Source organism: Mariniradius sediminis (genome assembly GCF_021491425.1).
Lineage (GTDB): Bacteria > Bacteroidota > Bacteroidia > Cytophagales > Cyclobacteriaceae > Mariniradius > Mariniradius saccharolyticus.
Genome location: NZ_JAKEVZ010000026.1, coordinates 18,774 through 31,508, shown reverse-complemented (window position 1 = coordinate 31,508; position 12,735 = coordinate 18,774). Strand labels below are relative to the sequence as shown.

Below are 12,735 nucleotides of genomic sequence, written 5' to 3'. Positions count from 1 at the left end.
TGCCTTTGTATTCTTCCTCTTTCCATCTGTGGTGCCTTTCCACCAGCTTCTTTCGGGCCGTGGTCACCTTGAATTCGGATCCCTCGTCCAGCTCGTCGACATAGGCCGAAGCGTCCTCGACCACTTCCTTTTCCAACAGGCTGTCCATGGAGGCGTTTGCCTTGACAAAAGCCGAATCCACCGCCTGGCGCTTGCCCCTGACCATCCCCTTTCCGACGCAGAGCCTCAGGACCTCCCTGAACAGCTGCAGGAACACCTCCTCGCCGTAGAGCTGCCTGGTCCGGCTGACCGTGGAGTGCCAGGGCAGGACCTCGTCCAGATCGTAGTTGAGGAACAGCCGCACGTCCAGGCAGTTGGAACAGAAAGCGATCAGCTTCCGGTCCGAGTTGATGTTGTTCAGATACCCCACCAGCAACATCTTGAAAAACACCACCGGGTCGATGCTTTCCTGGCCCTCGGTGCCGTAGAAGCGTGCCGTGGCCTTGTAGAGGAAGCCGAGGTCGAGGCATGACGAAAGTCTCCGGTAGTAGTTGTCGGCGGGGACGAGGTCTTCCAGGCTGACCTGGTAAAAGAGTTTGGGATGGATTCGCTGTCGTCCTTGCATGTCTTAAAATAGGTAAAAACAACAATCCAAACAACTGTATATCAACATTTTAAACCATTTTAAAAACCTTCGATTACCCAAAAACCTAAATTAATTTGTATCTTCCGTCAACGAGTTGTGCAACAGGCACACGAACTTGACTCAAGAACAGAATAATTGGACAAATGACCTATCTGTTGAGTTGAAAGCATTTTTTGAAAATCGAGATTATGGAGAAGACCTAAGTCAATTCTATTTCGGACTAATAACTTTGAAACCGGAATTTGACCAATTCTTTAAAATGAAAAGACCGAGACAAAGGCCCGGAGAAAGACCTTCGTATTTTGACGGAATTGAAATTAAGTCAAATAACTGTGTGGAGATAGATTGTAAAATTGAATTTAGCCAAGTTTCGGCCTTAAAAAAGGATAAACTAATTGAGAAAGTGTATGATGAATTACTAACCGAATCAGATTGTCTTACGCGATTATCAAAACTGAAAAAATTCGACTTTGAATCCTACAAATCCGATTTAGAAAATTATCTGATTGACAAAAAATATAAAAGAATAAATACTGTAGCCAATCGGGTAGATGGCCTCGCCAACCGCCAAGTCATCACGTCTTGAAGTGTCTATTCAAACACATCCCTTTGAATCACGACGCCCTTTCGAAAAGCTTTCAGGTAGCCAAATGCATGGATTCACGATTTTTTTTCTTAATTCAATGAACAGATTTCAGGGCTGTTCGCAAAGTGGACGGAATTGTGATTTCCTGAAAATGGGTACACCTAATTGATCCAGACATGAAAATCGCCGGTATCCTCACCATTCTTTTCCTGATCACGATTTTCTTGTTTTCCAAGTGCTCGGGCACCACCGAAAGCTTCGAAAAAACAATCATCTACGGCCCCTTTGAGATCAAGGTAGAAGGGAGTTCTGGAAAGTCATTCGACTTGGATAAAGGCAAAGTCGGCTGGACGCAGGTCGCCTATACCATTTCGCATGATGGCAAGCAGGTGCCTTTTCCCAAGGAACTGCAATCCAATACCGGCCTGCCCTTCCTATGGCGTGTCTATGCCCTTCCCGATGCTCCCGACCCGACTCTATTGGCAGGCAGTCAAAGTCTTTATCTGATTTACATTCAAGACGGTGCTCCCGTTGTCCAGCCTATAGTGGAACAAAACAGCGATTTTGCTTCCCTGCAGTTTGTGGATAGCGAAAATGGACAACCTGGACCATACACGGAGGTATTTGCCAGAAACAGTACCGACAACTTGGATCGATTGGACTCCTTGCGGGGCGGGCGCTTCCTGATGGTTGGCGAGCGGGCTTTGTTGGATGTATATACCCGTAGCATCCGACCTTTCCACTTGGACAACCACGATGTCGACCACTACAATTTTCCCACGCCACATGGTGCCCTTGCTTTTTCACCCGACCAAAAAAGCATTGTTTTCAGGGCAAATTTCCAAAGCTGGGACACTGCAGATGAAGACCTTCCCGACAGCGAGAAAGCGCTTGTCGTATATGACTACCGGGAAGACAATGGCTATGCGGTCATATTTGACGACAATGACTTGCGCCTGCTTGACGTGGGTGAGATGAACTACGACTGGTTTGAAAGGTTTTTTGAATGGAAAAATTCGGACAGCGGCGACAGGCTAACGATCCGGAAACTAGAAACCCCACCCTATTGGAGCGGCCGGTTCAATGTCGAATATGAAACCAATCCATATTACTCGCTCTACCCCGTGAAGGCTGAAATGTTGCCCGTGTTTCTTACTTTTCTGGAACAGCATGCTGGATTGACGGCAGCCAACATCGTAGAAGACAGATACCATGAATACACGGGGCGCATCATCACTTTTTCGGCCGAGGGGCTAAAATTCGATATCACAATGCGGGAGGATGATCAATCCTTACTTTTTGGAAAACACCTCTATTCGGAAGGAAATCAGGAATACGTAGCCAAGGTCAAAGAAATCGCCGATGCATTTGAAGCAGAACTCGCCTCTGGAAGGCATCAGGAGCATTTTGGAAGAATCATCAGCGAAACCAAAAAGATTCGAGGCCTCGGCAAATGAAATGAAACTACCTGTGGCGCGGAAAGTGAAATAATCAAACATTTGTTTTCAATTTTTTCAATGAACTCTGCCTCGGCTATCTTCAAACATTAAAACAAACTCACTTCCAACTCTCCCCCACAATCTTACCAAGCCCATGGATTTTGTTCCGCTACCTGCTTAACTTGTGGGCATAAGCTTCACTTGTAAACAGAAACAGAAATGAAAAAAATGCGGATATTTTTCACCGGAGGATCGGGAAAGGCGGGTAGGCATGTAATTCCTTATTTGCTGGAACAAGGGCATCGCGTGATGAACGTGGACTTGGTGCCGCTGCACTATCCGGGCGTAGACAACCTGACGGCCGATATCACGGACTCGGGCCAGATGTTCAATGCGATGAGCGCCTATGCAAGCTTCGATGAGTTGGAACCGGGTACAGGTGTGCCGAAGTTTGACGCCGTGGTGCATTTTGCCGCGGTCCCACGCATCCTAATCAAACCCGACAACGAGACCTTCCGCGTCAATACCATCGGTACCTACAATGTAATCGAGGCTGCGGTGAAGCTGGGCATCAAGAAAATCATCATCGCCTCCTCGGAGACCACGTACGGCGTGTGCTTCTCGGACGGCCAGACCAATCCCCGCTCCCTACCCTTGGAGGAAGGCTACGATGTGGACCCCATGGACAGCTATGGGCTTTCGAAAGTACTCAATGAGCAGACTGCCCGCAGCTTTCAGCGCAGATCGGGGTATGACATCTATGCGCTGCGGATCGGAAACGTGATCGAGCCGCATGAGTACGCTTCGCTTTTTCCCCACTATCTCAAAAACCCCGAAGTCCGCCGTCGATGCATCTTCAACTATATCGATGCCCGCGACCTTGGGCAGGCTGTGGACTTGTGCCTGAAAAAGGACGGAATGGGCTATCAGGTATTCAATGTCGCCAACGACCACAACGGCGCGGTCCTACCGAGCAAGGAATTGGCCGAGCGGTTTTTCCCGGGCGTACCCGTCACCCGGGAGCTTGGTGAGCATGAAGCACTTTTCTCTAACCGCAAACTCCGCGAAGTCCTTGGCTTCAAGGAGCAGCACCATTGGCGGAAATATGTGGGAGGAGAGGAATGACCCAATAAAACGATCGATGTACGGGAATGAAATACAATCCTGGAAAATCTGGACCGCTAGTTTACTTCCAAGTGAATACAAGACAACAAATAAAAGCATGGCAAATCTCAGGCATTCCCTACTCATCGCTGCCTTCACGGGGATCATTTTTGGGTGCAAGAACGAGCCCAAACCACCCGTGGCGGAAACCCAATCCGTCGAAACCGCGGTTAAAAAACCCGATTTTACGGGAAACTATGTCACCGAATCCTACGATCAGCGCAACGAAGGCTATGATTGGGTGGCGGTAACTGTGACCCCTGAAGCAGGTGACCAATTGAAAATATCCGTCAGGTCACGAGCAGACAAGAAGAAACCCACCTGCACATTTGACGCGACTGTACAGCGATTTGACGACAGCACTTACAGCACAAGGGTTGACGACAAGGTGATAAGATTTCGGTTTGGTCAAAACAGCCTTCGGATCGAACCCGAAAGCCAAGGTGGCGAGTCAATCCTATATTTCTATTGTTCGGGCGGCGCGAGCCTGGCCGGCACCTATCGGAAAATCGATGAAGCATTGGACCAAAGCCAAATCGACAAAACCCAATTCAGCAAAGTGCTAAATCTGCAAGGGGTGGGCTTCAACGTTTCCGCGATCGAGAAAAACGGCACAAATGAATTGAGCATTTTCACTTTTGGCCTTCCCAATGAATTCAAGGAAACCATGGATATCAAAAACCATGTTGTACAAAGCACTGAAGTGGGAGATTTGAATTCCGATGGTTTACCTGAATTGGTAGTATTCACCAAAGAAATTGGAGCCAATGGCAAAGGACACGTCTATGCCTTTTCCGTCAACAATAAGAAATCGATGAGCGCTGTTTATTTCCCCCCGACTGAGGAAAACGAAAAGATCAACAAAGGCTATCAGGGAGGAGATGAATTTGCCTTGGTCGAAACCAATCTGGCACAACGCTTCCCCATTTTTGACAATGGCACCAAAACAGGGAAAACCAGACAAATTTCCTACAAACTCCAAAACGGGGAGAATTCGCGGATATTTGTGGTAGACCGGATCGATGAATTTTAAAAGTTGTTTCAAAAAAGATACAGTCGACTTTCCTGCCTGCACCAATTGACGAAAATACGCTCGATCTTAAACGAAAAAAAGCCAGCCGTTTCGCAACGACTGGCTTTTCTTTTTTTGATTGCGAAGCTTTCCCGCTGAATTGAAGACTACTCCTGTAATGATCCAAGGAAACAAGTTTGTATCGATCAATGTACTGTTTTACCAACAATCTCGTTAATTCAACAAAGTTGATTTATTGTTCAGCCTCGAGGTCAGTGAAATCAGTCAGAATAGTCGTTTTTGGTTAGTATTTGCTAGAGACAGCATTTAAAAAAAGATCACGAAGCATTAAGTTATAATAAATTTAGTTGTATTTATCGAGCTCATCCAACAATCACCCGAACGACAAAAATGCTAAAGGAATCATACAGAATGGAAATCAAAAGAACTGTTTTCATTATCACCTCGGTAGCAATATTATCCGGTTGTGCCGTAAACAAACCAACCGAGCAATCAAGCTCGTATGCTGGTTCGAAGATGATTGAATCCGAAGAATCCAGACCTAACCAAAGGCGGGCCTATGAAAATGACTCTGAGAACACGAGGCGTATTGTAATTTACGACGCGTCGATAAAAATCGTAGTTAAGATTCCGGATTCGACAAACGTAAAGTTGGCAGAAACAGCCCTTAAGTATGACGGCTATGTGCAGACCCTCGGAAACAAAAAATCGATTCTTAGGGTGAAATCTGACAAACTCCAAAGCGCAATCGCTGACATTTCATCGCTTGGAAAAGTTAAGGACAAGACTATTTCAGGAAACGACGTGACAGATCAGTTTGTAGACTATCAAATCCGCCTAGACAATGCGAGAAATGCAAGAAAAAGGTATTTGGAGTTGTTGGCGAGAGCCGAAACAGTAGAGGCGGCATTGAAGGTGGAAAAGGAATTAGAACGATTGAATGGGGATATTGACTCATTGGAAGGAAAAATCACACAGCTAAAGCACCTGTCAGAATATTCGACCATAACAGTTTTAATGGAGGAAAAAGTTAAACCCGGCATCTTGGGTTACATCGGAATAGGACTCTATGAATCAGTAAAATGGATTTTTGTTCGGAATTGAAATAAATAGGTTTAAAACACCATGACATCCTTTCCCGATATCGTTCATCAACCTGAAGGAGTAACAATTTCCAAAATACGACAGAAAGGAAAAAGCCAGCCGTTTCGCAACGACTGGCTTTTCTATTTTGATTGTCACCGATCAACTGCCTTTTGGCAGCACGTTGGAAATCAGGGAAACCTTTTCAATCGGCTCGGAGGCATTGGAATATATCCGGATCACGGAATTCTGTTTCCCGAGCTTGCCTGCGGAGTTGAAGACTACTTTCAGTTCTCCTGTCGCTCCGGGCGCAATGGCCTGCTTGGGCCAGTTTGGCGCCGTACAGCCGCAGGTGACGGCTACGTTCTGGATCAGAAGCGGGGCATCGCCAGTGTTTTTGAACACGAACGTATGCTCTACCTTGTCGCCTTGGGTGATGTCGCCAAAATCTCTGGCTTTTTCCTGAAACTCAATCACAGGGCCTGTGCCTTGTGCCATGAGCGCCTGACCCGCAAACGCCAAGCTAACCAACAGAAGTAAAATGGACTTTTTCATAGGGATTAAGTTAAGTTTGGTTTTCTGTTTCGTTGTAATTAATGTAAAATCTGGGATGAAAGTTCACCATGAACAGCTCTTTTCGCGCCCTGGTCATCGCTGTATACAGCCATCGCAGGAAGTCGGAGTTGACCTGTTCCTCGGTCAGGTAGCCTTGGTCCACAAAAACCGCCTCCCACTGTCCCCCTTGGGCCTTGTGACAGGTGAGGGCATAGGCAAACTTGACCTGTAAGGCCGAAAGATAAGAATCTTTTTTAATCAATTCCATCCTTTCGTTTTTGTCGGCCACATCGGCATAATCCGCGCTTACCTGCTGGTAAAGCGATCGAAACTGCTCCGAAGTCAATGAGGGCCCATCGGAATAGAGGGTATCTAAAAGCACTTTAGCTTCGAAGTAGGGCGCATCCGGGTAGTCCACCATCCGAAGTTCCAAGGTAGCAAATCTGAAGCCATACATTTCCTCGAATGACCTCACCTTCATGATTTCCACAAAATCCCCGTTGGCGATGAAGCTTACCCGCTCGGACTCGGCCATGTAGAGGTAGTTGTTTTTGACGACCATCAGAAAGTCGCCCGCCGCGAGTTCATCGTCATGAAAATGGATACTCCGGCGGATGTATTGGTTGTACTGTACGGCGGCCTTGTTGGAGCGGGTTATGACTATGGCTTGCTCAATTCCGTATTTCTCGTAGGCATAACGGAGTCCGTCCTCGAGCCTTTCACCAGTCATTTTATAAAAATCCTTGAATCCCAAGGTCTGCATCCGTATAGCCGGTTTCGCTTGATATATCTCGTTCCTCAGCTTGGTGGCGTTGAAAAGAATTCCCGAATCCAACTGTTGCCGCATGACCTCGCGGAGTTCCGTCTCGGTCACGATGAGTCCAAAATGCCGCTTGAGATAGCCCCCATCCAATCCAGGGCTGAGCGAACTCCCCACCGGTGGCAGCTGAGCCATATCGCCCACCATCACGAGGCTGTTGCTGGGTTCCTGGAGTACAAAACGTATCAAATCGCGCAAAAGCGACCTTCCGCCGAATGACTCATCTGAAATGATCGAGGCCTCATCGACGATGAAAACCGTATTTTTGGAGTAGTTCTTTTGCAAAACAAATCCCGCGCCACCGTCTCCCAATTCTCCTTTGGGCTTGTAAATAATCTTATGGATGGTAAAGGCGGATCGAAGGCTGTAGTTGCCCATGACCTTGGCGGCCCTGCCCGTCGGCGCCAAGAGTAGCGACTTGAGTTTAAGTTTGGGAAGGGTTTTGACCAACGCGGAAACCAAGGAAGTTTTTCCCGTACCCGCATAGCCCTTAAGCAGGAAAATCCGGTCGCCACTTGCTTCCACAGTAAGATAATCATTCATCCTCCTAAAAAACTCCATTTGCCCTTGGGTAGGCTCATGTGGAAAATTTCTTTTCAGCAGTCGCAAGGGCAGATCGGGCTCGTGCTTATCTTTAGCGTCCATCGGCTCGAATCTAGCATGACAATTTTGAAAAAGGAAATCGAGGAAAAATTTGGCGGGAGGTTACGGCTTCGGGTCAACGGCGTGCTGATTCAGGACGACCGAATTTTGATGATCAAGCATCATATGGGAGAGGGTCGGTATTTCTGGAATGTTCCCGGTGGCGGGATGAAGTTTGGCAGTTCTGTCGAAGAAAACCTACGCAGGGAGTTCTTGGAAGAAACAGGCCTTCAAGTCGAGTTGGGCCAGTTTCTCTGCAATTTCGAATTTCTGGAGCCACCACTCCATGCGGTGGAGCTGTATTTTGAGGTACATGTCATCGGAGGAAACCTGGTGAAGGGAATAGACCCCGAGTTGGCTGCAGAAAAGCAGTTGATCACCGAAATTGACTTTCTGGACATCGATAAATTGGCGTCCATCAAAAAGGAAGAAAAACACCGCCTGTTTTGGGGAATAAAATCCTTGAATGATGTGCGATTGTGGAAAGGTTATTTTAATTTTGAAAATATTTCAATAAAATAGCAACCGATTCTTAATACCATCAACCTTACCTTAAGTTCTAATCAATCCAAAAAATGACACTAACGAGAATTCTATCGATTGTATTCCTTGTTTCAGCCTTGGGCTTGGGCTATTTGCTTTACAAGAGTGTGGATGACGTCATGCAGCAGGAAAAACTCATTGCGGCGACTGAGGCACGTATCATTGAAAAGCTCCAAATGCTTAGGGATGCCCAGATCGCCTACCTTGCGTCCAATGGTCAGTATGCAGGAAGTTGGGATGAGTTGAAGAAGTTCATCCAGGACGGGAAAATTTGGATTGTGCAAAGAACTGAGACCACCAAGCTTTTGGAATACGGAAAAGAAGAAATCACGGTCACACTGGACACTTTGGGTTCTGTGATGGTGATGGATTCCCTCTTCAACGAGAGGAGGTATCCAAACTTCAACTTGGAAAATCTTCACATCGTGCCAGGGTCCGGAGGAAAGCAGTTTGAGTTTTTCGCTGACAAGGTTGAAAGAACACAGAGACAAATACCCGTTTTCGAGATTCGTGACCCAGATCCGATGAATCCGAAAAGAAGGTTGAACAATAAAGAGAAAGCCCTCCGCATCGGATCAAGGACCGACTCATCTACTTCAGGCAACTGGGAGTAATCTTGGCTATAAAGGCTGTACATACACGTCCCGAAAAAATTTATTGCGATAAATTTGATACCGCTCAGGTGTCAAATTTATCGCTTTTCTTGTTTAAGGATCACTATTTCCTGTTTGCCCGGGACATCAACGGCAAAGTGGCTGCGATCCATCAAATGACGTTCGACAACCAACGCCGGCTCCTCCAACAACTGAAAGAAGACAAATTGCTCCGGTTGGAAGTCCCCAAAAGGGTCTTCCATTATGGAGAATCGTTTTCTCTTGTTCCCGGAATTTTGTTTGATGCGAGTCTGCTTTCTGTTTATCTCTTCTTCGCCGAAAAGCCGAAGGAGGGCGACAAGTTGTTTCAAACCAGCCTCGAGAGCAACACACTGCACCTGGTAGGTTCGATAGACGAGGCTGTTTCGGATGCCCTGCAATCAGGCTATTCCGACACCTATTTCCACCACGGAGCGTCATGCTTTCTTTCCTATGCGCTCAAGGAAAAATTCAATTTGATTGATCAGGAAATCCTGCTGGTATTGTACGATAGCTTTTTCTATTTGGCAGCTTTCTCCAAACAGGAGATTGTTCTTTTCAACCGGTTTGAGGCATACACCAAAGATGACGTGCTCCGCTACTTGATGGGAATCCTTCAACAAATGGGTTTCAACCGCAACCACTGCAGGGTGACGGTTTACGGTGATTGTGAATCGCTGGGGATTGATGAAGCCTGGGGCGAAACGTATTTTAGAAATTTCAAAATCAGCACGCCTCACCCTAACATCCAATACTTGGAAGGAACCGAAGAATTCCAACAAAGGTCCCTTTTTGAATCTTATTGGGTACTGCCCTAACCTTAAATCTTGATGAAGAAAATCGCCGTTTTCCCCGGTTCGTTCGACCCTTTCACCAAGGGACACCATGACATCGTTATGCGGAGTCTGGAGATTTTTGATGAAGTAATCATCGGTATTGGCTACAATTCCGCGAAGAAAAACCGATACTTCGATATCGAGCTTATGGTGGAAAAAATCAAGGGCATCTACATTGGAAATGACCGTGTAAGAGTGGTTGTGTATAACGAACTTACCTCATCGCTTGCGAAAAGTGAAGGTGCCAGATTTTTGGTTCGTGGACTCCGTAACACAACTGATTTTGAGTATGAAAACACAATCAGCCAAATGAACAGAAACCTATATCCTGGATTGGAAACGGTTTTTCTGATCACCTCTCCGGAATTTGCTGCGGTAAGTTCCACGATCATTCGCGAAGTCCATCGGTACGGTGGAGATGTGACCCCCTACCTCCCTTACAGCTTGTAGGCTTTGGGGACTTTTTTCAGAAATTGCTTGTACAAATACCGGATCGAAGGATAGGAATTGACCAAGGCTGTCTTCGCTTCCTGATGCGTCATCCAGCGGATATCCTCGATACCCTCTTCCTTTTGGGGTTTCATATTGGCATCTGAGATGTTATCCATTTGAAACCAATAGGTCTTTTTCAAAATGCTCTTTCTATCCTGCGTATAGGTATGCCAGGTTTTGCAGATTTTGGAACCCAAACGCACCTTGATACCACATTCCTCTTCTACTTCTCTCAAGGCACAGGCTGCTGGTGATTCGCCTTTGTCAAACTTCCCCTTGGGCATGTCCCATTTTCCCAATCTAAAAATGAACAGCACCTTGTCGTCTTTGGTCACTACGCCGCCTGCAGCCTTGATGACGGTAAATCGGCTTTTGATGAATTTTTTTGTATCTTCTTTTTCCTTACTGACCAAGGTCACCGAGTCAAGATTCTTAAGCTTTCGGGTCCTCATCAAGTACAAGAGCTTGATGATCACATCACGGGAAGGCTCGATGATCAAGACATCATCATGAAACTCCCCTGTCGCGGGAATATCGGAAGGATGGTCGTAGATTACTTCAAAAGTTCTATCTGCAGGCAATTCCTCCGGCGTGAATACGTCCAAAGGCTTGTCGTTGACAAAAATCTTCATGGCGCGGGTGTTTTGAAAGTCCCTTTTTGGCTACTGGTTGGGCCAAAAATGCATAAATTTTTCAGGCTGCACAACGGGCACCAATTTTTAATCCCCTAATTTTGGCGCATGAAAATTTTCGACCCCAAAATCGCTTCCGCCGTTGCCCAAAGGCTTCTTGAAATTGAAGCCATACGTCTTCAACCTACAAAACCTTTCACCTGGGCTTCCGGCTGGAAATCTCCGATATACTGCGACAATAGGCTTTCGCTCTCCTACCCTGCCGTCCGTTCGTTTATCAAGCATTATCTTCAGGATGCGATACAAAAGAATTTCGCGAGTATCGAAGCTGTGGCTGGAGTCGCGACAGCAGGAATCCCACAGGGGGCCCTTTTGGCTGATGCAATGAACCTGCCATTCTTGTATGTGCGGTCAAGCCCCAAAGGTCACGGAATGGAAAACATGATTGAAGGAAAGGTCACTCCGGGGCAAAAAGTTGTCGTGGTAGAGGACCTGGTATCAACAGGTGGCAGTTCCCTGAAGGCGGTCACGGACCTCAAAGCAGCCGGATTTGAAGTGCTGGGAATGGTCGCGATCTTTACCTATGGGTTTGACGTGGCGGCTGAAAATTTCGAAAAAGCAGGTGTCGAATTGGTCTGCTTGAGTGATTATTCCTCCATGTTGCCGCAGGCGATTGCCAACAATTACATTGACCAAGATACCTTGGCTTCCCTGCAAGAATGGCGGAAAAATCCAGGGGAATGGGGAAAGTAAAAGTACGGGAGTAGAAGTTAGAAGTACGAAGTTGGAGTCGCAAAGTGCGATTAACGGAGCTACGCTTGTCTCGGGATCATTCAAATTTTGTTCCTCTATGGTAAAAGCTGAAAACCAGATGAGCGACACTCAGATTCCGTATTTCTCCTCAACGCCAAGCCCAAATAGGGCGAAGTCATATTTTACTGGATCAAATGGGTCAAATTCCCTCAGCCTCTCGGTCAATTCGACTGCGGTTTGCCAGTCGGTTTGCTTTCTTTGAATCAACCCTAATTTTCGGGCAACCCGGTCCACGTGCAAGTCGCAGGGGCAAATCAATTGTGCCGGCTTGATTCTATGCCAAATCCCAAAGTCCACTCCTTTGTCGTCCTTCCGGACCATCCAGCGAAGGAACATATTGATCCGCTTGCAAGCTGAGTTGCGTTCGGGAGTTGCGACGTGCTTTTTGGTTCTTTGTGGCGCCTCGGGCAGGTTAAAGAACAAGCGGTGAAAGTTGGTCAGTAAGGTTTTCATTTCGGTTTGCTCATCTTGCAGGCCGATGCAGAAAGCATTTTCCAAGGAATCGTTTTCCTGAAAGTACCAAGCGAAAAACCGCACAAAGTAAAGTAGATCGAGGTCGTTGAACGTGCGGTGTTTGAATTTCAGCAAGGCTTTCAGGTCTGCATCGGTATGGTTCAGTACAAAATCATGGGGTGCATTGTCCATCAAGCGAAGCAATTCATTGCACTTTAGGACAATGGTTTTGCGCTGACCCCAAGCGAGGGTAGCCGCAAAAAAGCCCGCAATTTCAATGTCTTGTTTTTTGGAGAAATGATGTGGAATCGAAATCGGATCCAAGTCTATAAATCCAGGTCGATTGAATTGTGCGACCTTTTGGTCCAAAAAATCCTTCAGATCCAT

General features: G+C 46.7%; 15 protein-coding genes. 10 read left to right on the top strand and 5 right to left on the bottom strand.

What is annotated here, in order from left to right:
* A partial coding sequence (locus L0U89_RS19800; RefSeq protein WP_234863112.1) for a transposase occupies window positions 1–604 on the bottom strand: 604 nt, incomplete at its 3' end.
* Window positions 605–740: 136 nt separating this feature from the next.
* Between L0U89_RS19800 and L0U89_RS19795 the strand changes: the two genes are divergently transcribed.
* The 5 genes from L0U89_RS19795 to L0U89_RS19775 all read left to right on the top strand — a co-directional run bounded on the left by L0U89_RS19795 (window position 741) and on the right by L0U89_RS19775 (window position 5,951).
* On the top strand, window positions 741–1,211 hold the full coding sequence (locus tag L0U89_RS19795; RefSeq protein ID WP_234863111.1) for an Imm44 family immunity protein: 471 nt from the start codon (window positions 741–743) through the stop codon (window positions 1,209–1,211).
* Between the two features lie 176 nt (window positions 1,212–1,387).
* Window positions 1,388–2,668, top strand: coding sequence for a hypothetical protein (locus tag L0U89_RS19790; protein WP_234863110.1), 1,281 nt, complete (start codon window positions 1,388–1,390; stop codon window positions 2,666–2,668).
* A 201-nt stretch (window positions 2,669–2,869) separates the two neighbouring features.
* Window positions 2,870–3,775, top strand: coding sequence for an NAD-dependent epimerase/dehydratase family protein (locus tag L0U89_RS19785; protein WP_234863109.1), 906 nt, complete (start codon window positions 2,870–2,872; stop codon window positions 3,773–3,775).
* Between the two features lie 97 nt (window positions 3,776–3,872).
* Window positions 3,873–4,847, top strand: coding sequence for a hypothetical protein (locus L0U89_RS19780; RefSeq protein WP_234863108.1), 975 nt, complete (start codon window positions 3,873–3,875; stop codon window positions 4,845–4,847).
* Between the two features lie 411 nt (window positions 4,848–5,258).
* Window positions 5,259–5,951, top strand: a complete 693-nt coding sequence (locus L0U89_RS19775) for a DUF4349 domain-containing protein (RefSeq protein WP_008626348.1) — start codon at window positions 5,259–5,261, stop codon at window positions 5,949–5,951.
* 141 nt (window positions 5,952–6,092) lie between these two features.
* Here the strand turns inward: L0U89_RS19775 and L0U89_RS19770 are convergent, their stop codons facing one another.
* Window positions 6,093–6,485 (bottom strand): DUF1573 domain-containing protein, encoded by a 393-nt coding sequence (locus L0U89_RS19770; protein ID WP_008626334.1) that lies wholly within the window; start codon window positions 6,483–6,485, stop codon window positions 6,093–6,095.
* A gap of 10 nt (window positions 6,486–6,495) precedes the next feature.
* On the bottom strand, window positions 6,496–7,950 hold the full coding sequence (locus L0U89_RS19765) for an ATP-dependent DNA helicase (RefSeq protein ID WP_234863107.1): 1,455 nt from the start codon (window positions 7,948–7,950) through the stop codon (window positions 6,496–6,498).
* A gap of 15 nt (window positions 7,951–7,965) precedes the next feature.
* Here L0U89_RS19765 and L0U89_RS19760 point away from each other — a divergent pair, with 15 nt between their 5' ends.
* The 4 genes from L0U89_RS19760 to coaD all read left to right on the top strand — a co-directional run bounded on the left by L0U89_RS19760 (window position 7,966) and on the right by coaD (window position 10,408).
* Entirely contained in the window at window positions 7,966–8,469 is a 504-nt protein-coding gene (locus L0U89_RS19760) for an NUDIX domain-containing protein (protein ID WP_008626330.1), read from the top strand.
* Between the two features lie 53 nt (window positions 8,470–8,522).
* Window positions 8,523–9,104 carry a hypothetical protein gene (locus L0U89_RS19755; RefSeq protein WP_008626327.1) on the top strand — a complete coding sequence of 194 codons (582 nt, stop codon included), beginning with the start codon at window positions 8,523–8,525 and terminating at the stop codon, window positions 9,102–9,104.
* A 68-nt stretch (window positions 9,105–9,172) separates the two neighbouring features.
* The gene (locus tag L0U89_RS19750; RefSeq protein WP_369413262.1) at window positions 9,173–9,940 is read left to right on the top strand and encodes a DUF3822 family protein; all 768 of its coding nucleotides are present in this window, start codon (window positions 9,173–9,175) and stop codon (window positions 9,938–9,940) included.
* Window positions 9,941–9,952: 12 nt separating this feature from the next.
* Window positions 9,953–10,408 carry a pantetheine-phosphate adenylyltransferase gene (gene coaD / locus L0U89_RS19745; protein WP_008626322.1) on the top strand — a complete coding sequence of 152 codons (456 nt, stop codon included), beginning with the start codon at window positions 9,953–9,955 and terminating at the stop codon, window positions 10,406–10,408.
* Here coaD and L0U89_RS19740 read toward each other — a convergent pair.
* The gene (locus tag L0U89_RS19740; RefSeq protein WP_234863105.1) at window positions 10,396–11,082 is read right to left on the bottom strand and encodes an NUDIX hydrolase; all 687 of its coding nucleotides are present in this window, start codon (window positions 11,080–11,082) and stop codon (window positions 10,396–10,398) included. The two genes, coaD and L0U89_RS19740, sit on opposite strands and share 13 nt — an antisense overlap.
* A 108-nt stretch (window positions 11,083–11,190) precedes the next feature.
* On the opposite strand from L0U89_RS19740, the gene pyrE reads away from it, so the two are divergent.
* On the top strand, window positions 11,191–11,835 hold the full coding sequence (pyrE, locus tag L0U89_RS19735) for an orotate phosphoribosyltransferase (RefSeq protein WP_234863104.1): 645 nt from the start codon (window positions 11,191–11,193) through the stop codon (window positions 11,833–11,835).
* Between the two features lie 129 nt (window positions 11,836–11,964).
* Here pyrE and L0U89_RS19730 read toward each other — a convergent pair whose 3' ends face one another.
* Window positions 11,965–12,735, bottom strand: coding sequence for a TIGR02757 family protein (locus L0U89_RS19730; protein WP_234863103.1), 771 nt, complete (start codon window positions 12,733–12,735; stop codon window positions 11,965–11,967).

Excerpts from the sequence above, each read along its gene's own strand:
- L0U89_RS19790 (WP_234863110.1), top strand. The coding sequence starts at position 1,388 with ATGAAAATCGCCGGTATCCTCACCATTCTTTTCCTGATCACGATTTTC.
- L0U89_RS19785 (WP_234863109.1), top strand. The coding sequence starts at position 2,870 with ATGAAAAAAATGCGGATATTTTTCACCGGAGGATCGGGAAAGGCGGGT.
- L0U89_RS19780 (WP_234863108.1), top strand. The coding sequence starts at position 3,873 with ATGGCAAATCTCAGGCATTCCCTACTCATCGCTGCCTTCACGGGGATC.
- L0U89_RS19775 (WP_008626348.1), top strand. The coding sequence starts at position 5,259 with ATGGAAATCAAAAGAACTGTTTTCATTATCACCTCGGTAGCAATATTA.
- L0U89_RS19770 (WP_008626334.1), bottom strand. The coding sequence starts at position 6,485 with ATGAAAAAGTCCATTTTACTTCTGTTGGTTAGCTTGGCGTTTGCGGGT.
- L0U89_RS19765 (WP_234863107.1), bottom strand. The coding sequence starts at position 7,950 with ATGGACGCTAAAGATAAGCACGAGCCCGATCTGCCCTTGCGACTGCTG.
- L0U89_RS19760 (WP_008626330.1), top strand. The coding sequence starts at position 7,966 with ATGACAATTTTGAAAAAGGAAATCGAGGAAAAATTTGGCGGGAGGTTA.
- L0U89_RS19755 (WP_008626327.1), top strand. The coding sequence starts at position 8,523 with ATGACACTAACGAGAATTCTATCGATTGTATTCCTTGTTTCAGCCTTG.
- coaD (WP_008626322.1), top strand. The coding sequence starts at position 9,953 with ATGAAGAAAATCGCCGTTTTCCCCGGTTCGTTCGACCCTTTCACCAAG.
- L0U89_RS19740 (WP_234863105.1), bottom strand. The coding sequence starts at position 11,082 with ATGAAGATTTTTGTCAACGACAAGCCTTTGGACGTATTCACGCCGGAG.
- pyrE (WP_234863104.1), top strand. The coding sequence starts at position 11,191 with ATGAAAATTTTCGACCCCAAAATCGCTTCCGCCGTTGCCCAAAGGCTT.
- L0U89_RS19730 (WP_234863103.1), bottom strand. The coding sequence starts at position 12,735 with ATGGATCTGAAGGATTTTTTGGACCAAAAGGTCGCACAATTCAATCGA.